The following is an 18452-nucleotide window of genomic DNA, read 5'->3' as shown; positions in this document are numbered from 1 at the left end:
GCCCTCGGGGGCGCGCGACGACGAGGCCGGCCGTACCGCTGTCGCTGGTGGGAAGGGCGGGAGCTGCCTAGCGTCGGGTGTGTCGACGTCGCCGGTGCCGGAGGTGGTCCGTGCTCTCGCAGAAGGCACTCCTGCTCGGCGCCTCGCGGCGGCCCGAACTGCGCCGGCTGGTCACCGGCACCGCCGCGACCCGGCGGGTGGTCGACCGGTTCGTCGCCGGCGAGACGCTGGACGACGCGCTGGCCGTCGTCCGCCGGCTGACCGGCGAGGGCATCGCGGTCACCCTCGACCACCTCGGCGAGGGCGTGACCGACCGCGCCGAGGCGGTGCGCTCCCGCGACGCCTACCTCGCCCTGCTCGACGGGCTGGCCCCGCTGGGCCTGGGCCGGCGGGCGGAGGTGTCGGTGAAGCTGTCGGCGTTCGGGCAGGCGCTGCCGGGCGGCGGCACCGACCTGGCGCTGGAGCTGGTCCGCCCGGTGGCCGAGGCCGCCGGCGCGATCGGCACCACGGTCACCCTCGACATGGAGGAGTCGGCCACCGTCGACTCCACCCTGACCGTGCTCGCCGAGCTGCGCCGCGACCACCCGGGCACCGGCGCGGTCCTGCAGGCCGCGCTGCACCGCACGCTCGACGACGCGCAGGCGCTGGCCGTGCCCGGCTCGCGGGTGCGGCTGGTCAAGGGCGCCTACGACGAACCGCCGTCGGTCGCCTCCCAGAGCCGGGCCGAGGTCGACGCCGCCTACGCCCGCTGCCTCGGCGTCCTGCTGCGCGGGCCCGGCTACCCGATGGTCGGCACCCACGACCCGCGGCTGATCGCGATCGCCCAGCGGCTGGCGGCGCAGACCGGCCGGACGCCGGAGACGTGGGAGGTGCAGATGCTCCACGGCATCCGCACCGCCGAGCAGCGCCGGCTGGCCGCGGCCGGGGTGTGCGTGCGGGCCTACGTGCCCTATGGCGCCGACTGGTACGGCTACTTCATGCGCCGCCTGGCCGAGCGGCCGGCCAACCTCCGCTTCTTCCTCCGCTCCCTCGCCACCACGTCCTGACCCTTCCCAGCCGAAGTGGCCACTTTGGCCGCCGTCCCCTCAGGAGGACCCGATGGACGCCGTCACCCGTGTGCCCGCGCCGCGCAACGAGCCGGTGCTCACCTACGCCCCCGGCTCGCCCGAGCGGGCGGCCCTGCAGCAGCGGCTCACCGAGCTGGCCGCCGAGCCGGTCGAGCTGACGATGGCGCTGGGCGGCACGCACCGCCTCGGCGGCGGTGAGCGCTTCGACGTCGTCCAGCCGCACCGGCACGCCGCCGTCCTCGGGACCGGCGCGCACGCCACGCACGCCGACGCGCAGGAGGCGCTGCGCTGCGCGCAGGAGGCCGCGCCCGGGTGGCGGGACCTCTCCTTCGACGACCGCGCCGCGGTCTTCCTCCGGGCCGCCGAGCTGCTCGCCGGGCCATGGCGGCAGACCCTCAACGCGGCGACCATGCTCGGCCAGAGCAAGACCGCCTACCAGGCCGAGATCGACAGCGCCTGCGAGCTGGTCGACTTCTGGCGGTGGAACGTGCACTTCGGGCGGGAGGTCCTGGCCGAGCAGCCGGTCTCCAGCCCGGGCGTGTGGAACCGGGTCGACCACCGCCCGCTGGAGGGCTTCGTCTACGCGATCACCCCGTTCAACTTCACCGCGATCGCCGGCAACCTGCCCACCGCCCCGGCGCTCATGGGCAACACCGTGGTCTGGAAGCCCGCGCCCACCCAGCAGTTCGCCGCGCACTTCCTCATGCGGCTGCTCGAGGAGGCCGGCCTGCCGCCCGGGGTGATCACGATGGTCACCGGCAACGGCGTCGAGGTGTCCGAGGTGCTGCTGGCCGACCGCGACCTGGCCGGCATCCACTTCACCGGCTCGACGGCCACGTTCCAGCACCTGTGGCGGACCGTCGGGCAGAACATCGACCGCTACCGCGGCTACCCGCGCATCGTCGGTGAGACCGGCGGCAAGGACTTCGTCGTCGCGCACGCCTCGGCCGACGTCGACGTGCTGCGCACCGCACTGATCCGCGGCGCCTTCGAGTACCAGGGGCAGAAGTGCTCGGCGGCGTCGCGGGCCTACGTGCCGCGCAGCGTCTGGGCGCGGCTGCGCGACGACCTGGTGGGGGAGACCGAGGCGCTGCCGATGGGCGACGTCACCGACCTGTCCAACTTCCTGGGCGCGGTCATCGACCGGCGGTCGTTCTCCAAGCTCGCAGGCGTCCTGGACCGGGCGACCGACGACGACGCGCTGACCGTCGTCGCGGGTGGCAAGGCCGACGACAGCGAGGGCTTCTTCGTGCGGCCGACGATCATCGAGGGCACCGACCCCGGACACGAGGTGTTCACCACCGAGTACTTCGGGCCGGTGCTCGCCGTGCACGTCTACGACGACGCCGACTACGACGCGGTGCTCACGCAGATGGAGTCGGTGGCGCCGTACGCGCTCACCGGCGCGGTCATCGCCTCCGACCGCGCGGCCATCGCGCACGCGCAGCGCTTCCTGCGGTTCGCCGCGGGCAACTTCTACGTCAACGACAAGCCGACCGGCGCCGTCGTCGGCCAGCAGCCCTTCGGTGGCGGGCGGGCCTCGGGCACCAACGACAAGGCCGGCGCCGCGCAGAACCTGCTGCGCTGGACGAGCACCCGCTCGATCAAGGAGACGTTCGTCCCGCCGACCGACCACCACTACCCGCACATGTCGTGATGCGGAGGCTCACGGCGCAGGGAACCTGCGCCGTGAGCCTCCGCTCACCAGCGGTCGAGGTGCAGCACGCTGTCCAGCGGCTCGCGCGCGGCGGGCTTGAAGGTCTCGCCGGTGTAGAAGGCCGTCGGCACCAGGGCCGCCTGGTGGACGCCCTCCGGGAGGCCCAGGATCTCGGCGACCTCGGCCTCCCGCGCCAGGTGCAGCGAGGTCCACGCCGTGCCCAGCCCGCGGGCGCGGGCGGCCAGCATGTAGCTCCACACCGCGGGCAGCAGCGAGCCCCACAGCCCGGCCTGGTTGCCCGCGGGCAGCGGCCCCCCGGTGGCGATGCACGGGACGAGCAGCACCGGCACCCGGCCCATGACCTCGCCCAGGTGGACGGCGCTGTCGCCCACCCGCTGCTGCACCTGCGACCGCTCCGGCCGGTCGGCGAACAGCTTGCCCGCGAAGATGCCGGACTCCGCGTAGCGCTCCACCTGCTGGCGGTAGATCTCGCCGATCGCCTTGCGCTGCCCGGCGTCGGTGACCACCACCCACTGCCACGACTGCACGTTGGACCCCGACGGCGCCTGCAACGCGATCTCCAGGCACTCGCGGACCAGTTCCAGCGGCACCGGCCGGGTGAGGTCCAGCCGCTTGCGCACGGCGCGGGTGGTGGTGAGCAGCTGGTCGGGTGTCAGCGGCAGCGTCATGGGGTCACCCTGCCCGACGCCGGCCAGTGCACCAGGCCGTCGGGACCGGTCACGGCACCCGCCGACGGGGCGTGCAGGGTCAGCCGGCCGTCGGGCATCAGGTGGTCGACGGGCACGCCGCGGGCCAGGACGGCGACGTCGGCGACCAGCCGCCGGTGGCAGCGCCACCACACGCTCTCGCTGCACATCACCGCGACGGTGGCCGCGCGGGCCTCGGCCAGCACCGCGTCCAGGGCGGCGCCGAACCCCGCCGTCCGGGTGTGCGCGGCGTAGGCGGCGAACTGCGCGACGGTCCACCAGTCGTCGGCGACCGGCTCGCCGGGCGGCAGCCGGCGCCGGCCACCGAGGCGCTCCTCCCACCGGTAGCCGATCCCGGCCGCGGGCAGCCACTCCTCCAGCGCCTCGCGCCGCACGTCGGGGTGGGTGCGGCTGCCCGGGAACCGGCGGACGTCGACGACGAGGTCCACGCCCGCCCCGGCCAGCCGCGCGCCCAGGCGGGTGCGGTCGTCCCGGCCGTGGCCCACGGTCAGCAGCACGGGCGCTCCCTACCCGGCGGGCGGCCGCCCTCCCGCGCCGGTCATGCTGGTCGGCCGGGCGACGGGGCCCGGAGCGAGGGGAGCGGCGTGGCGGGGACGGCGGAGGTGCGGACGTCGCTGTGGCGGCTGCCCGCGATGCGGGCGCTGATCGGTGCGACGGCGCTGGGGTTCGCCAGCTACTGCCTGACGCTGGCGTCACTTCCGACGTACGCGGTCACCGGGGGTGCCGGCGCCGGGACCGCTGGCGTGGTCACCGCGGTCTTCCTGGTCGTCACGATCGCCGTGCAGTCGGTCGTGCCGGCGCTGACCGAGCGGTTCGGCATCGGCCCGGTCCTCGCCGCCGGCCTGGTGGCCCTCGGTGCGCCGTCCCCGCTGTACGTGCTGGACGACGGGCTGGCCTGGCTGTCGGCGATCTCGGTGGTGCGCGGCGCCGGCTTCGGCGTCCTGACGGTGCTGGGGGCGACGCTCGCCGCCCAGGTGGCCCCGGTGGAGCGGCGCGGGGAGTCCATCGGGCTGTACGGCCTGGCCATCGCGGTGCCCAACCTGGTCGCCGTCCCCGCCGGGGTGGCGCTGGTCCTCGACGGGCACGTCGCCTGGCTGGCGTGGCTGGCGGCCTCCCCGGTGCTGGCGCTGCCGCTGGTGCCGCTGCTGGCCCGGTCGGTGCGCCTGGAGGCGACGGCCGGGCGGTCCTCCCGCGCGGCGGCGCTGGCCGCGCTCGCCCCGTCGGGAGTCCTGCTCGTGGTCACCCTCGCCGGCGGCGGGCTGGTGACGTTCCTGCCGATCGAGCGTCCCGAGGGGGCGGTGGCGACGGCGGCGCTGCTCGTCTTCGGCATCACCGGCGCGATCACCCGCTGGCGGGCGGGGTTGCTGGCCGACCGGCTGGGCCCCCGGTTGCTGATGCCGCTGGGACTGCTCCTCTGCGCCGCCGGGCTGGCCGTCGTGGCGCTGGGGCTGGTCGCCGGCGACGCGGTGGTCCTCGTCGGGGCGGGGGTGTTCGGCGCCGGGTTCGGGGCGGTGCAGAACCTCACCCTGGTGACCGCGTTCGCCCGGGCCGGGGAGGGCGGGGCGACAGCGGCCAGCGCCATGTGGAACGCCTCGTTCGACGTCGGCACCGCCGCCGGAGCGCTGGCGCTCGGGGTGGTCGCGACCGGGCTCGGGCTGCCGTGGACCTACGTCGTCGTCTCGGTGGCGCTGGTCGCCACGCTGCCGGTCGCGCTGGTCGCCACCCGGCGCTGACCGGGGCCGGCGACCCTGTCGGCCGGCCGGGGACGGGTGTAGGAGACCGGCATGGGCGAGGCCGAGGTGCTCGAGCTGTTCCGCCGCGCGGTGGCCGGCGACGACGCGCAGGCGATGCGGGCCGGGCTGGAACGGCTGCTCGGCCTCTCGTCGGGCGGCGCGCTGTCGGCCGAGGACGAGTACCGGGTGCGGCACCCGGACTACGTCATGGAGATGCCGCAGTCCGGCGAGCGCATCCGCGGCCGCGACGCCATGCGGGCCATGCAGGAGGCGTTCCCGGCCCCGCCGCGCATCCGGTTGCGGCGGGTCGTCGGAGCCGGCCGGGTGTGGGTCGTCGAGGGCGTCAACGACTACGGGGCCGGCGACGTCTGGCACGTCGTCCTGACACTGGAGCTCGACGACGACGGCCGGATCCTGCGCGACACCCGCTACTACGCCCAGCCGGTCGAGGCCCCGGCCTGGCGGGCCGCGTGGGTGGAGCCGCTCGGCTGAGCGTCAGCCGGCGAGGCCGTCGGCGACCGCCTGCTGTGACCGGATGAGCACGACCTCCTCGGCGGCCCGCAGCAGCCAGCGGCGCAGCCCCTCCGGGTCGTCGCGGTGGGCGTCGCGGAGCTGGCCGAGCCGCAGCTGCCGGGTGCTGGCCTGGGCCCGCTGCGCCGGGGGCAGGCGACGGCCCTCGGCGCGGGCGACCGACGTGAGGCCGGCGCCGACGAAGACCAGCTCACGGATGGTCGGGACGCCGGCCAGCAGCTCCTCGGCCGCGGCTGCGTCGTCCTCGGTGAGCAGGCGGAGCAGTTCGTCGGCGGTGCGCCGGCCGGTGCCGTGTGCGTCAGTCACGGGGAGCCATTGTCCTGCACCCGCACTGCCGGCGTTCCCCGCGCCCTGCGGTGCCTCCAGGACCCGCGGTGCACGAGGAACGCCGGCAACGGGGGACTACGCGTCGCGGCGCGAGAACGTCGTCGCCGCGATCGCGAGGAGGACGGCGACCTCGGCGGCGAAGACCGCGAAGCCGGCCCACGGGTCGAGCAGCATCGGGTTGAACGACTCCGGGGTGGCGATCCGGCCACCGGCGTTGCCGGGCATGAGCTTGGTGGCCCACTCGCCCCAGGCGTCGGGCAGCAGCATCACCATGTTGCCGACCACGAACACCAGCCCCAGCACGATCGACAGCGCCGCGGCGGTGTGCCGGACCAGCAGACCGACCGCGGCGGCGAGCAGCCCGAGGCCGGCCATGTAGAGGCCGCTGCCGACCAGGGCGCGCAGCACCCCGTCGTCGGTCAGCGCGAGGCCGATGCCCTCCCGATCGAGGAACCAGTTGCCCGCGAGGTAGCCGGCCAGGGCGGTCAGCGTGCCGGCGACGAACAGAGTGCCGGTGAGGACGACGGCCTTGGCGGCGAGCACCGTGCCGCGGCGCGGGGTCGCGGCGAGGGTGGCCCGGATCATGCCGGTGCCGTACTCGCCGGTGACCGCCAGCGTGCCCAGCAGGATGGCGGTGACCTGGGCGAACATCATCCCCCAGGTGACGAAGGCGCCGGCCGGCTCACCGGTGTCCCCCGCGGCGAGGTCCTCGGCGGCCAGCGCGCAGACCAGCGTGGTCAGCCCGGCGCCGAGGACGAACATCGCCACGACCGACCAGATGGTCGACCGCACCGTCCAGAACTTGATCCACTCGGCGCGGACGGCCGCGTCGAACCCGGGGGCGGGGGTCTCGGTGCGGGTCCAGGCGTGGGTGCCCACGGCGGTCATCGCTGTGCTCCGGCGGGGGTCGCGGCGTACTCGACGCTGTCGGCGGTCAGGGTCATGAAGGCGTCCTCCAGCGAGGAGCGCACGAGGGTGAGCTCGTGCAGCAGCAGCCCGGCGCGGCCGACGAGCTCGCCGACCCCCGGGGCGTCGAGCCCCTGCACGCGCAGCTCGTTCCCGTGCGCGGCGACGTCGAGGCCGTGCCGCCGCAGCACGGTGGCGGCCTCGTCGTGCTGGGGGCTGCGCACCCGCACGTAGGAGGCGGCGTGCTCGGCGATGAAGTCGGCCGTCGAGCAGTCGGCCAGCACCCGGCCGCGGCCGATCACCAGCAGGTGGTCGGCGGTCTGGGCCATCTCCGCCATGAGGTGGCTGGAGACGAACACGGTGCGGCCCTCCGCGGCCAGGTCGCGGGCCAGGGTGCGCACCCACCGGATGCCCTCCGGGTCCAGCCCGTTGACCGGCTCGTCGAGGACGACGACCGGCGGGTCGCCCAGCAGCGCCGCGGCGATGCCCAGGCGCTGGCCCATGCCGAGGGAGAACCGGCCCACCCGCTGCTCGGCGACCGCGGTCAGCCCCACGAGGTCGAGCACCTCGTCGACGCGGGCGCGCGGGATGCCGTTGCTCGCGGCCAGCCAGCGCAGGTGGTCGCGGGCCGAGCGGCCGGGGTGCAGGGACCGCGCCTCGAGCAGCGCGCCCACCTCGCGCAGCGGGGCGGGGGCGGTGGCGTAGCGGCGGCCGTTGACGGTGACGCTGCCGGAGGTGGGCCGGTCCAGGCCCAGGACCATCCGCATCGTCGTCGACTTGCCGGCGCCGTTGGGGCCGAGGAAGCCGGTCACCCTGCCGGGCTCGACGGTGAAGCTGACGCCGTCGACGGCGGTCCGGGTGCCGTAGGTCTTGGTGAGCCGGTGCGCGGTGATCATGCGATCACCGGGGCGGGAGAGGTCATGCCGTCGAGGCTGTCGGCTTCGGGCGCCGGGGGACATCCGGGATCGCCCTGGACCGACCCTGAACGGTCCCGGACCCGTCGCCAGCGGCGAGATCGGCGATCTCGCCCGATTGGCCGCCGGGAGTGCGCGAGATCGGCGATCTGGGTGGGTTGGACCGCCGGGAGTGCGCGAGACCGGCGATCTCGACGGCCCGGATCAGGCGGTGCGGGGCAGGTCCACGGCCGGGTGCAGCAGCCGCCGCAGGGTCACCGCGGCCTCCCGGCCGGCCCGGTTGGCGCCGACGGTGCTGGCCGAGGGGCCGTAGCCGACCAGGTGCACCCGCGGCTCCCCGGCGACGTGCGTGCCGTCCATCCGGATACCGCCGCCGGGTCCGCGCAGGTGCAGGGGTGCCAGGTGGCCGAGCGCCGGACGGAAGCCCGTGGCCCAGAGGATCGCGCCGGCACGGACCGACCGGCCGTCGTCCCAGGCGACGCCGTCCTCGGTCAGCCGGTCGAACACCGGCAGCCGGTCCAGGACGCCGCGCTCCCGGGCCGCCCGCACCCACGGGGTGACCACGAGCCCGGTGACGCCGACGACGCTGCCGGGGGATCGCCCCTCGCGGACGGCGTCGGCCACCAGCGCGACCGCCGCGCGCCCGGCCTCGGGACCGAACGCCTCCTCGCGCCAGACCGGCGGGCGCCGCGTCACCCAGGTGGTGTCGGCGACCTCGGCGATCTCGCCCAGCAGCTGCACCGCCGACGCCCCGCCGCCCACCACGACGACCGACTGCCCGGCGAACTCGTCGGCGCCGCGGTAGTCGACCGGGTGCAGCTGGCGGCCGCGGAACAGCTCCTGCCCGGGGTAGCGCGGCACGAAGGGGCGGGTCCAGGTGCCCGTGGCGTTGACCACGGCCCGGGCGGTCCAGTCGCCCTGCGGCGTCCGGACCAGGAACCGGTCGTCGCCGAGACGCCGGACGGCGCGCACCCGGACCGGCCGCTGGACCGGCAGCCCGAACCGCCGCTCGTACTCGGCGAAGTAGGCAGGCACCGCCTCGGCGGCCGGGACGTCGTCGGCCGCGGCGGGGAAGGCCAGGCCGGGCAGGTCGTGCACGTGGTGGGTGCGGGCCAGGGTGAGCGAGGGCCACCGGTGCTGCCACGCGCCACCGGCACGGGCGTCGGCGTCCAGGACGACGAAGCCCGTGCCGGGCGCGAAGCCGACCCGCGCCAGGTGGTACGCGGTGCTCAGCCCTGCCTGCCCGGCGCCGATGACCACGACCTCCACGTCCCTGTCCACGTACGGGACAACCGGGAGCGGGCCCGGCTGCTTCCGCGGTCAGCCCGGCCGGGTGACGGTGAGCCGGGCCAGCTCCGCGCCGGAGAGCGTGACGGATTCCCGGTCGTACCCGAAGCGCACCGTGACCTCGCCCAGCCGCGCCTCGACCAGGGTGACCGGGCGCTCCGGGGACCCGTCGGCCGGGCGGTACCACCAGCGCTCGGCCAGCAGCGGCAGACCGCGGCGGCGCAGGAACTCGGCGGCCTGCTCGCGGTCCGCGAACTCCTGCAGCGGAGCGCCGAAGAGGGAGTGGGCCACGCACGCGTCGCCGTCCTCGCGGCGCGCGGTGGTCAGGTGGCCCACGAGCTCGCCGTCCTCACAGCGGTGGACCGGCTCCAGCTCCTCGATCGGGGTCACGTCCCGACGGTAGGGAGGCGGGCAACGGGGTTTCGGCATCTTGCGGAACCCTTGCGGTTCCCCGGCGGGAGGCCTGCGGTCGGGCCGCCAGAGTTCCTCCTGTCGCCGGAACACCGGCGGCGACCCGCACCGAGAGGAACACCCCGTGACCGCCGCAACCTCCCGTACCAAGGGCCGGATCGCCGCGTCGATCGCCGTGGTCGGCGCCGCCGCAGCGGTCGCGGGCCTGGGCACCTTCGGCACCTTCACCGACAGCACCACGCCCGTGGTCACCCAGCTGGACACCGGGGTGCTCTCCATCGAGCTGACCAAGGCCGCGGACGCCGCGACGCTGTCGCTGTTCGACCACGGCAGCTTCCTGGCCGGTGACTCCGAGAGCTCGGCGATCGACCTGGTCAACGCCGGCTCGGTCGCCCTCGACGAGATGCGGATGGCCTCGGTCACCACGAGCTCCAGCGCGCTGGACAGCGACGAGGTCAACGGCCTGCAGCTGGCGGTGGACTCCTGCTCGCAGTCGTGGACGCACGACGACGGCGGGTGGAGCTGCGACGGCGAGACGACGCGGTTCTACTCGGGCCCGATCGTGGCCGACGCGTCCTTCGCCGGGGCGGCCAGCCTGGCGCCGGGCGGGGTGGACCACCTGCTGCTGACCGCGACGCTGCCGGCGACGACCACCGCCGACATGGTGGCCGGCGCGACCAGCGACCTGGACTTCACCTTCAGCACCACGCAGCGCGGCGGCACCGCGCGATGAGCCGGCCCTGCGGGGCCTGATGACAGCCGGCGTCTCCATCGCACGGGGGGACGGAGCCGCCGGCCGGCACGACCGGTGCTCCCGGGGGGAACGGGAGCACCGGGAGGACGACCGGCGACGGCGCGGGGGAACGCCGCCGCCGGCAGCAGGACCGGGGCTCCCGCCGGGGGACGGGAGCACCGGGAGGACGACCGGCGACGGCGTGGGGGAACGCCGCCGCCGGAGTGGCCGGAGACGCCGCGGGGGGAACGGCGGAACCGGTCGAGGGGGAACGCACGGGGCCGGTCGCGGGACACCGCGGCCGGCCCCGCCGCGTCTCCCGGGTTCCGGGGTTCCACCGGAGCGCGTATTGCAGGCTGTGTCGTTCCGCCACTCTGCGCTACCGAAGGATACGGGATACGTTCAGTCGGTGACTGTGGGTGAGGGATTCCGCCGTTCGGAGGGCGCACCGGCGCGGACCCGCACCAGCCGGCGTCGGCTGGACCCCGCGCGGGACCAGGCGATCGCCGCCGCCGTTCTCGACGTACTGGCCCGCGAGGGCTACGCCGGGCTGACCATGGACGCCGTCGCGATGGCGGCCGGCGTGGGCAAGGCCACCATCTACCGGCGGTGGTCGAGCAAGGCCGACCTGCTCCTCGGCGTCCTCGACGTCGCCGTGGAGGACGCGCTGCCGCTGCCCGACACGGGCAACCTGCGCGACGACCTCGTGACGCTGCTCACCACCACCCTCGACCTGATGGACGGGCCGACCGGCCGGGCGACCCGCAGCCTGTTCGGCGCGGTCGTCGGCGACCCGGTGCTGGCGGAGGCCTCCCGGAGGGGTCCGCTGGCCGCCTGGTCGCAGGCGCTGGCCGGCGTCCTCGAGCGGGCGGTGTGCCGCGGCGAGATCACCGCGGCGGCCGCGGCGTCCTGCGCGGCGGAGGTGGGACCCGCCGTCCTCCTCGTCCGGTGGCTGGTCACCGGGCGGCCGCTGGACGCCGGGGTCGTGACGGAGCTGGTCGACGAGGCGATGATGCCGCTGCTGCGACGGCGGTGAGGCGTTTCGGGACCGCCGGTTCGGGGCAGCGGGCAGGGCCACGAGACGGGAGGCCGGGTGAACCTGGAGAAGGTCGTCTTCGGCTTCTTCGTCGTGCTCGCGGCCACCCTCAACTTCGGCTTCTTCATCGGCGACATCGACGACCCCGCGCTGCACAACCCCTACGAGCTGTTCGCCGCGGTGGTCGTCAACCTCATCGCCACCGTGCTGAAGTTCGGCGACCGCACCCAGATCGGGGCGGTGCACCTCGCCACCAGCCTGGTCGCCGACCTGCAGTTGATCGGCGCCACGCTGATGTTCGGCTACGCCGAGTACGTCTCGTCAGCCGGCATGACCCCGTCCTGGACGGCCAGCGTGGTCTCGCTGTCCGGTGGCGCCCTGCTGGCCAACGTCGTCTCCGTCGTCCTGCTCGTCGTGGAGACGGTGTCCTTCCACCGCGGGTGACGGGAGGTCGTCGTGGGCAACCCCCTGCTCGCCTTCTGGCGCACCATCTTCGGCCGGGAGGACCAGGACCGGCGCGTGCGCCGCAGCAGCCTCCGGGTCGCCGCCACCTCGGCGGTCGAGGCCTCGGAGACGATCTTCCTGGTCATGCGGCGCATGCGCGTGCCGCTCATCGTGCTCATCGGCATCTTCGCCGTCAGCGTGCTCGGGCTCACCCTCATCCCGGGGCAGGACGCCGACGGCGAGCCGTACCGGATGGGCTTCTTCGACGCCTTCTACGTCATGAGCTACACGGCCACGACGATCGGGTTCGGCGAGATCCCGCACCCGTTCACCTACAACCAGCGCATGTGGGTGACCATCTCGATCTACCTCGCGGTGATCGGCTGGGCCTACGCCATCGGCTCGTTGCTGGCGCTCGTGCAGGACCGCGCGTTCCGCTCGGCGCTGGCCCTGCAGCACTTCACCCGCAAGGTGGCCCGGCTGCGTGAGCCGTTCCTGTTGATCGCCGGGTACGGGCGCGCCGGTGAGCTGCTCGGGCGCTCGATCGACGCGCTCGGCCTCCGGTTCGTCGTCCTGGACGTCTCCTCCGAGCGGATCGACGACCTGGAGCTCGCCCCGCTGCACGCCGACGTCCCGGCGCTGGCCGCCGACGCCCGCGACCCCGGGCACCTGGGCGTCGCCGGCCTGGACCACGCGTGCTGCGCGGCGGTGGTCGCGCTCACCGACGACGAGGAGACCAACCTCACCGTGGTCATGGCCGCCGCCCTGCTGCGGCCGGACCTGCCGGTCATCGCCCGCGCCACCTCGGAGGCGATGGCCGACCGCATGCGGGCGTTCGGCACCCCCAGCGTGGTCGACCCCTTCGACCGGTTCGGCGACCACCTGCGCCTGGCGCTCAGCGCGCCGGCGTCCTACCAGCTGCTCACCTGGCTGGAGAGCGGGCCCGGGGCGCCGCTGCCCGAACGCGGGACGCCGCCGCGGTCCGGGCGCTGGGTGGTGTGCGGGTACGGCCGGCTCGGCCGGGAGCTCACCGCCGACCTGCGGGCGGAGGGGATCGAGGTCACCGTCATCGAGCCCAACCCGACCGGTCCGGAGGACGCCGACATCATCGTGGGCGAGGGTTCCGAGCCGGAGGTGCTCGAGCAGGCCGACCTGGCGCGGGCGGTCGGGTTCGTCGCCGGCACGGACAACGACACCGCCAACCTCTCACTGGTGGCGGCGGCCCGGCGCGTCAACCGGGGGCTGTTCGTCGCGGCCCGCCAGAACCGGCCCGAGAGCGCGCCGCTGTTCGCGGCCATGGAGCTGGACGCGCGGCTGGTGCCCACCGAGGTGATCGCGCACGAGGTCTACGCGCAGCTGTCCACCCCGCTGCTGTGGCGGTTCATCCGGGAGATGCCCGCCCGGGGTGACGCCTGGGCCGCCGAGCAGGTGGACCGGCTCACCGACCTCTGCGGCTCGGAGCTGCAGGCGCTGTGGAAGGTGCGGCTGACCTCGCAGGAGGCGCCGGCGCTGCGGCGGTGGCTCTCGGCGGGGGAGGTCCGGCTGGGCGACCTGCTGCGCAACCCGGAGAACCGGGACGAGCCGCTGCACGCGATGGTGCTCCTCGTCCTCCGCGGCGAGGAGGCGCTGCTCGCGCCGGACGACGACCTGGTGCTGCGCGCCGGCGACGAGCTGCTGCTGGCCGGCTGGGGCGCCGCGCGCCGGGCGCTGGGCAGGATCCTGCTGGTCGACTCCGTGCTGGAGTACGTGATCACCGGACGCCGGGTGCCCTCCGGCTGGGTGTGGCGCAAGATCAGCCGCACCCCGGCCGAGGCACCCAGGGCCCCTGCGGGCCGGCCACCGACCCGGACGGGGGCGTAGCCGACCGGCCCCGAACGACGACGCGGCCCCCTCCCGGAGGAGGGGGCCGCGTCGTGTGGTGCGCCATCAGGGACTCGAACCCCGAACCCGCTGATTAAGAGTCAGCTGCTCTGCCAATTGAGCTAATGGCGCGTGTCCCGCGGCTGCACCGCGCAACGAGGGAGAACGATACACGCGCCGTCCGGGTCCCGGCGGGGTGGTCCGCAGGCGCGGCGTCCGACCGCGTTCCGGATCTTCCGTGGACACTGGAGTGCTGGCGCCGGTGGCCGGCGCGGGGACGGCCACCCAGCACGCAGGAGGAACGCGGATGAGACGGACGGCTGCACTGGTCACGGCGGGGGCGCTGGTCCTCCTGGCCGGCTGCCAGGACGACGGGGGCGACGCCGGGGCGGCCGCGGCGCCGACCTCCGAGGCGCCCCCGGCCTCCGTGCAGGTGGCCCCCGCCGACGGTTCGGTCGACGTCTCGCCCCTCGTCCCGGTGGAGATCTCCGTCACAGACGGCGAGCTGACCGACGTCACGGTCGTCGACGGCGCCGGCGCCGCGATCACCGGTGCGGTCACCGACTCGCCGGAGAACCCGGCCACCGACCTCTGGACGCCGGACGCCCCACTGGCCTACGGCACCAGCTACACCCTCACCGCCACCGCGGAGGGAGCGGACGAGAAGCCGGTCGAGGCCGCCTCGACCTTCACCACCGTCACCCCGGCGACGGTCTCGACGCCGTCCATCGGCCCGCTCGACGGCCAGACCGTCGGGGTCGGCATGCCGATCCGGGTGTGGTTCGACGACCCGGTGGTCGACAAGGCCGCCGTCGAGAGCCACCTGCGGGTCACCAGCACCACGCCCACCGACGGCTCCTGGAACTGGTTCAGCGACACCGAGGTGCACTTCCGGCCGTCCCAGTACTGGCCGGCGAACACCGACGTCACGCTGGAGGCCGACCTCTACGGCATCTCCTTCGGCGACGGCGTGTGGGGGGAGAAGGACCGCACGGTCTCCTTCTCCATCGGCGAGAAGCACGTCTCGATCGCCGACGCCTCCACGCACACCATGGAGGTCTACGACGGCGACCAGCTGGTGCAGACCTGGCCGATGAGCGCGGGCAGTCCCGACAACCCCAGCTACAACGGCCCGCACGTCGTCACCGAGATGAACCGCGACCGGATCATGGACTCCAGCACCTACGGCGTGCCGGTCGACAGCCCCGACGGCTACCGGACGCCGGTCGAGTACGCCGTCCGCATCTCCGACAGCGGCGAGTTCGTGCACGCCGCGCCCTGGTCGGTGGGCCAGCAGGGCCGGGCGAACGTCTCACACGGCTGCATCAACCTCAGCACCGAGCGCGCGGCGTGGTTCTTCGACTTCTCCCAGCCGGGGGACGTCGTGGAGATCCGCGGCTCCAGCGCCGGGACGCTGCGCTCGGACATCTACGACTGGACGATCCCGTGGGAGGAGTGGCAGGCCGGCAGCGCGCTGAAGTGAGCTGACGGCCGTCGGCCAGGCGTTTCGCGCGCCGCTGCGCGGCTATTGATCATCCGGTTCCCGACCGGAGGAGAGTGCCGTGGACACCTGGGTGATCGTGCTCATCGTCGTGGTGGCGGTGGTGCTGCTGGCGTTGCTGGCCCTCGCACTGGCCAAGCGCAACCGGATCAACGGGGCGAGGAAGCGGGAGCAGGCGCGCGAGCACCTGCAGGAGGCCCAGCTGCGCGGGGCCCAGGCGGAGAAGGAGCGGGCCGCCGCCGAGGAGCAGGCCGCCCGCGCCCGCCGGGAGCGCGCCGAGGTCGAGGAGCGGACGCGGCTGGCCGAGCAGGAGGCCCGGCAGCGGGCGGAGGCGGCGCAGGAGCACGCGTCGGCCGCCGACCAGCTGCGCGCCAAGGCCGAGAAGCTCGCCCCGGGGCTGGCCCAGCAGCACGGCCGGACGGCGGCCGACCGTGGCCAGCAGTACGACGGGACGGCGGCGGACCGTGGCCAGCAGTACGACGCGACGGCAGCCGACCGCGCCCGGCACGCCGCCGACCCGGAACAGCCCGGCGGCGCCACCCGCCGCTGAGTTCTGCGCCCCTCGGCGGTCTGACCTCCGAGGGGCGCGGCGCGCGCCCCGACCGACGCACGGAGGGGCGCCATGACCGACCTGCTCGCCATCGGCACGCGCAAGGGGCTGTGGCTGGCCCGCAGCGACGACGACCGGCGCACCTGGACCCTGGGGGAGCCGCACCTGCTCGCCCAGGAGGTCGCGGCGGTGTCGATCGACACCCGCCGGCCGGAGCCCCGGGTGCTCGCCGGCATCCAGTACGGGCACTGGGGCCCGACGGTGATGTGGTCCGACGACCTCGGCGGAAGCTGGCAGGAGACCGAGTCCGGGGCCATCCGCTTCCCGGAGGACACCGGCGCCGCGCTGGCCCGCGTCTGGCAGCTGCGGCCCGACGCCCCGGGGCGACCCGATGTCGTGTGGGCCGGCTGCGAGCCCCACTCGCTGTGGCGCAGCACCGACGGCGGGCGCACCTTCGACCTGGTCCGCGGCCTGTGGGACCACCCGCACCGGCCCACCTGGGAGCCCGGCGGCGGTGGCGCTGCGGTGCACACGGTGCTGCCCGACCCGGCGTCGGACCGGGTCGTGGTCGCGATGAGCGCCGGCGGCGTCTACCTCAGCGAGGACGGCGTCACCGGGTGGACGCCGCGCAACAGCGGCATCAGCGCCGTCTTCCTCCCCGAACCGCCGCCGGAGTACGGCCAGTGCGTGCACAAGGTCGCCGTCGACGCCGGCGACCCCGACCGCATGTACGCCCAGAACCACTTCGGCGTCTTCCGCACCGACGACGCCGGGAAGGCCTGGACGTCGATCGCCGGCGGTCTGCCCGCCGACTTCGGCTTCCCGATCGTCGCCTCGCCGTCCACGCCGGGGACGGCGTGGGTGGTGCCGCTGGTCGCCGACATGCAGCGGGTGCCGCCTGGGGGCCGCCTGCGGGTGCACCGCACCCGCGACGCGGGGGAGACCTGGACCGAGCTGGGGGCCGGGCTGCCCGACGGGTTCTGGGCCGCGGTCATGCGCGACGGGTTCTGTGCCGACGACGCCGACCCCACCGGGATCTACGTCGGCACCCGTGACGGCTGCGTCTACGCCAGCGCCGACGAGGGGGACACCTTCCAGCTGGTGGCCGACCACCTGCCCGACGTCCTCGTCGTGCGCGCGGCGCGGGTCTGACCATGGCCGTCGAGGTGGTGCTGCCCGGCGTCCTGGCCGACCTGGCCGGCGGCGCGCGGCACCTGGAGGTGGAGCCGGACGGCGGCACGCTGGGCGGCCTGCTCGACACGCTGGACGCCGTCCACCCCCGGCTGGCCCGCCGGATCCGGGACGAGTCAGGGGCGCTGCGGCGGTTCGTGAACGTCTACGTGGACGGCGACGACGTCCGGTTCAGCGGCGGGGTGGACACCGCGGTGCGCGACGGCGCCGTCGTCCAGGTGCTGCCCTCGGTGGCCGGCGGCTGAGCCGGGGTCAGAGCGTCGCGAGGGTGGCGCACTCGGCGCACAGCTGAGAGCTCTCGTACCCCTCCGGGGGCCACACCGTCTGCTCGTCGACGGCGACGTAGGCGCCGCACAGCGCCTTGCGGCTGCGGCCGGTGACCCGGCCGATGGTCGCGTGCGCCGGGCCGATCTGCCGGGGCTGGAGGCCCTCCGCGGTGCCCACCGAGCCGACCATCACGACGGCGTGAGCGGTCCCGTAGGAGTAGGCGAGAGTCATGCCCCCAGGGTCACCAGCCCGGCTCGGCGCCCGGCGGAACCGGATCGCGCGTGTTCGGCGCAGGCGCCCCAGCCGTCCCACGGGGCACGCGGCCGCGGTGGAGCGGCCGGCGCAGCCCGGGCCGCCGTGTGCACACGACGTCCTCCAGCCCGGGCCGCCGTGTGCACACGACGTCCTCCGGCCCGCCGGGAGGTCACGATGAGTGCACACGGCGCCGTCCTGGGCACCACGACGGGTGAGTCTGTCGGCAGTCGTCACGGACGTGTCGACACTCGCCGGTAGGCTGCCGGTCGACGAGGAGGTGCGTCGTGAGCCTGGAGCCACTGGCCAGCCTGGACCGCAGCACGCTGCGCGAACGCGCCCTGGAGGCGCTCCGGTCGGCGATCATCTCCGGCCAGTACCGCCCGGGGGACCACCTCGGTGAGGTGGAGCTGGCCGGCTCCCTCGGCGTCAGCCGGGGCACCGTGCGCGAGGCCCTGCGGCACCTCCAGCAGGAGGGCCTGGTCACCGCCGGCAACCGCGGGATGCTCCGGGTCAACAGCCTGACCCCGGCGGAGGTGCGCGAGCTGTTCCAGGTCCGCGCGGCCCTCGAGGGGCTCGCGGTCCGGGAGATCATCGCGTCGCCGCGCCGCGAGGCGGCCATCGCCGCGCTGCGGACCGCACTCGACCAGCTCACCGACGAGGGGGCCGACGCCCCGGCCCGGATCGAGGCGGACCTCGCCTTCCACCTCCAGCTGTGCCGGCTGGCGGGCAACTCCATGCTCGTCGAGGCGTGGCGGAACCTCGAGGGCCGGATGCGGGTCGCGATCCTCAACGCGGCGTCGTGGCAGGCGCCGATGATGGCCCGCGACCGGCACGCCCCGATCGTCGACGCCATCGAGCGCGGTGACGTGACCGCGGCCCTGCACGTCGTCGACGAGCACATGGCCTCGGCTGCGGAGCGCTTCGCCCAGGCGCCCGAGTCCGCCTGAGCCATCCGGCGGCGACCCGTCGCCGTCCCCGCTCGACCGCCGGTCCCGAGATGCCGGCCGTCGGGCGTCGTGGTGTGCCGGCGCAGCTCTGACCAGCGCACCTGAAG

At 75.1% G+C, this 18452-nt stretch carries 21 protein-coding genes and 1 tRNA gene; 13 read left to right on the top strand and 9 right to left on the bottom strand.

All coding sequences use genetic code 11. The features are described from left to right. The first annotated feature begins 110 nt into the window (after positions 1 to 110). On the top strand, positions 111 to 1046 hold the full coding sequence (locus ACI784_RS08235) for a proline dehydrogenase family protein (protein ID WP_457013105.1): 936 nt from the start codon (positions 111 to 113) through the stop codon (positions 1044 to 1046). Between the two features lie 52 nt (positions 1047 to 1098). Then, on the top strand, positions 1099 to 2724 hold the full coding sequence (pruA, locus tag ACI784_RS08230) for an L-glutamate gamma-semialdehyde dehydrogenase (protein ID WP_457013104.1): 1626 nt from the start codon (positions 1099 to 1101) through the stop codon (positions 2722 to 2724). Positions 2725 to 2768: 44 nt separating this feature from the next. On the opposite strand, the gene ACI784_RS08225 is transcribed toward pruA, so the two are convergent. Beyond that, complete coding sequence (locus ACI784_RS08225) at positions 2769 to 3413, bottom strand: nitroreductase family protein (protein WP_457013103.1); 645 nt, start codon at positions 3411 to 3413, stop codon at positions 2769 to 2771. Then, positions 3410 to 3949 carry a DUF488 domain-containing protein gene (locus tag ACI784_RS08220; protein WP_457013102.1) on the bottom strand — a complete coding sequence of 180 codons (540 nt, stop codon included), beginning with the start codon at positions 3947 to 3949 and terminating at the stop codon, positions 3410 to 3412. The genes ACI784_RS08225 and ACI784_RS08220 overlap by 4 nt, the downstream gene beginning before the upstream one ends. Before the next feature lie 87 nt (positions 3950 to 4036). Here ACI784_RS08220 and ACI784_RS08215 point away from each other — a divergent pair, with 87 nt between their 5' ends. Then, complete coding sequence (locus ACI784_RS08215) at positions 4037 to 5185, top strand: MFS transporter (protein WP_457013101.1); 1149 nt, start codon at positions 4037 to 4039, stop codon at positions 5183 to 5185. Between the two features lie 51 nt (positions 5186 to 5236). Further along, on the top strand, positions 5237 to 5677 hold the full coding sequence (locus ACI784_RS08210; RefSeq protein WP_456923098.1) for a nuclear transport factor 2 family protein: 441 nt from the start codon (positions 5237 to 5239) through the stop codon (positions 5675 to 5677). Between the two features lie 3 nt (positions 5678 to 5680). Here the strand turns inward: ACI784_RS08210 and ACI784_RS08205 are convergent, their stop codons facing one another. From ACI784_RS08205 to ACI784_RS08185, 5 genes are all read right to left on the bottom strand, one after another. Beyond that, positions 5681 to 6022 carry a hypothetical protein gene (locus ACI784_RS08205; RefSeq protein WP_456923097.1) on the bottom strand — a complete coding sequence of 114 codons (342 nt, stop codon included), beginning with the start codon at positions 6020 to 6022 and terminating at the stop codon, positions 5681 to 5683. A 96-nt stretch (positions 6023 to 6118) separates the two neighbouring features. Beyond that, the gene (locus ACI784_RS08200) at positions 6119 to 6931 is read right to left on the bottom strand and encodes an ABC transporter permease subunit (RefSeq protein ID WP_457013100.1); all 813 of its coding nucleotides are present in this window, start codon (positions 6929 to 6931) and stop codon (positions 6119 to 6121) included. Then, complete coding sequence (locus ACI784_RS08195; RefSeq protein ID WP_457013099.1) at positions 6928 to 7845, bottom strand: ABC transporter ATP-binding protein; 918 nt, start codon at positions 7843 to 7845, stop codon at positions 6928 to 6930. The genes ACI784_RS08200 and ACI784_RS08195 overlap by 4 nt, the downstream gene beginning before the upstream one ends. 222 nt (positions 7846 to 8067) lie before the next feature. Beyond that, positions 8068 to 9132: an NAD(P)-binding domain-containing protein gene (locus tag ACI784_RS08190; RefSeq protein WP_457013098.1), complete on the bottom strand. Its 1065-nt coding sequence runs from the start codon at positions 9130 to 9132 to the stop codon at positions 8068 to 8070. 51 nt (positions 9133 to 9183) lie between these two features. Further along, positions 9184 to 9540, bottom strand: coding sequence for a hypothetical protein (locus ACI784_RS08185; protein ID WP_457013097.1), 357 nt, complete (start codon positions 9538 to 9540; stop codon positions 9184 to 9186). Between the two features lie 145 nt (positions 9541 to 9685). Between ACI784_RS08185 and ACI784_RS08180 the strand changes: the two genes are divergently transcribed. The 4 genes from ACI784_RS08180 to ACI784_RS08165 all read left to right on the top strand — a co-directional run bounded on the left by ACI784_RS08180 (position 9686) and on the right by ACI784_RS08165 (position 13634). Next, the gene (locus tag ACI784_RS08180; RefSeq protein WP_457013096.1) at positions 9686 to 10294 is read left to right on the top strand and encodes a hypothetical protein; all 609 of its coding nucleotides are present in this window, start codon (positions 9686 to 9688) and stop codon (positions 10292 to 10294) included. Between the two features lie 409 nt (positions 10295 to 10703). After that, positions 10704 to 11330, top strand: coding sequence for a TetR/AcrR family transcriptional regulator (locus ACI784_RS08175; RefSeq protein WP_456923089.1), 627 nt, complete (start codon positions 10704 to 10706; stop codon positions 11328 to 11330). A gap of 57 nt (positions 11331 to 11387) precedes the next feature. Beyond that, positions 11388 to 11774, top strand: coding sequence for a DUF6394 family protein (locus ACI784_RS08170; protein WP_456923088.1), 387 nt, complete (start codon positions 11388 to 11390; stop codon positions 11772 to 11774). Between the two features lie 12 nt (positions 11775 to 11786). Next, on the top strand, positions 11787 to 13634 hold the full coding sequence (locus ACI784_RS08165) for a potassium channel family protein (protein ID WP_456923087.1): 1848 nt from the start codon (positions 11787 to 11789) through the stop codon (positions 13632 to 13634). Positions 13635 to 13690: 56 nt separating this feature from the next. On the opposite strand, the gene ACI784_RS08160 is transcribed toward ACI784_RS08165, so the two are convergent. Beyond that, positions 13691 to 13766: transfer RNA gene (locus ACI784_RS08160), tRNA-Lys, on the bottom strand. A 175-nt stretch (positions 13767 to 13941) separates the two neighbouring features. On the opposite strand from ACI784_RS08160, the gene ACI784_RS08155 reads away from it, so the two are divergent. The 4 genes from ACI784_RS08155 to ACI784_RS08140 all read left to right on the top strand — a co-directional run bounded on the left by ACI784_RS08155 (position 13942) and on the right by ACI784_RS08140 (position 17121). Further along, entirely contained in the window at positions 13942 to 15117 is a 1176-nt protein-coding gene (locus ACI784_RS08155; RefSeq protein WP_457013095.1) for a L,D-transpeptidase, read from the top strand. 79 nt (positions 15118 to 15196) lie between these two features. Then, entirely contained in the window at positions 15197 to 15685 is a 489-nt protein-coding gene (locus tag ACI784_RS08150; protein ID WP_456923085.1) for a hypothetical protein, read from the top strand. Positions 15686 to 15757: 72 nt separating this feature from the next. Then, positions 15758 to 16837 carry a WD40/YVTN/BNR-like repeat-containing protein gene (locus ACI784_RS08145; RefSeq protein ID WP_457013094.1) on the top strand — a complete coding sequence of 360 codons (1080 nt, stop codon included), beginning with the start codon at positions 15758 to 15760 and terminating at the stop codon, positions 16835 to 16837. A gap of 2 nt (positions 16838 to 16839) precedes the next feature. Beyond that, entirely contained in the window at positions 16840 to 17121 is a 282-nt protein-coding gene (locus ACI784_RS08140; protein WP_456923083.1) for a MoaD/ThiS family protein, read from the top strand. Positions 17122 to 17128: 7 nt separating this feature from the next. Here ACI784_RS08140 and ACI784_RS08135 read toward each other — a convergent pair whose 3' ends face one another. Continuing rightward, a complete protein-coding gene (locus ACI784_RS08135; protein WP_456923082.1) occupies positions 17129 to 17374 on the bottom strand; it encodes a hypothetical protein in 246 nt (81 codons plus the stop codon). 308 nt (positions 17375 to 17682) lie between these two features. Here ACI784_RS08135 and ACI784_RS08130 point away from each other — a divergent pair, with 308 nt between their 5' ends. Next, complete coding sequence (locus tag ACI784_RS08130; RefSeq protein ID WP_457013093.1) at positions 17683 to 18345, top strand: GntR family transcriptional regulator; 663 nt, start codon at positions 17683 to 17685, stop codon at positions 18343 to 18345. The last annotated feature ends 107 nt before the right edge of the window (positions 18346 to 18452 follow it).

This window comes from Geodermatophilus sp. SYSU D01186 (assembly GCF_054050215.1).
The sequence above is the reverse complement of the archived record's forward strand: the minus strand, read 5'-3'. Positions and strand labels throughout refer to the sequence as shown.

Coding starts and splice junctions, on each gene's coding strand:
- pruA (WP_457013104.1), top strand. CDS start 1,099: ATGGACGCCGTCACCCGTGTGCCCGCGCCGCGCAACGAGCCGGTGCTC.
- ACI784_RS08225 (WP_457013103.1), bottom strand. CDS start 3,413: ATGACGCTGCCGCTGACACCCGACCAGCTGCTCACCACCACCCGCGCC.
- ACI784_RS08210 (WP_456923098.1), top strand. CDS start 5,237: ATGGGCGAGGCCGAGGTGCTCGAGCTGTTCCGCCGCGCGGTGGCCGGC.
- ACI784_RS08200 (WP_457013100.1), bottom strand. CDS start 6,931: ATGACCGCCGTGGGCACCCACGCCTGGACCCGCACCGAGACCCCCGCC.
- ACI784_RS08195 (WP_457013099.1), bottom strand. CDS start 7,845: ATGATCACCGCGCACCGGCTCACCAAGACCTACGGCACCCGGACCGCC.
- ACI784_RS08155 (WP_457013095.1), top strand. CDS start 13,942: ATGAGACGGACGGCTGCACTGGTCACGGCGGGGGCGCTGGTCCTCCTG.
- ACI784_RS08145 (WP_457013094.1), top strand. CDS start 15,758: ATGACCGACCTGCTCGCCATCGGCACGCGCAAGGGGCTGTGGCTGGCC.
- ACI784_RS08140 (WP_456923083.1), top strand. CDS start 16,840: ATGGCCGTCGAGGTGGTGCTGCCCGGCGTCCTGGCCGACCTGGCCGGC.
- ACI784_RS08135 (WP_456923082.1), bottom strand. CDS start 17,374: ATGACTCTCGCCTACTCCTACGGGACCGCTCACGCCGTCGTGATGGTC.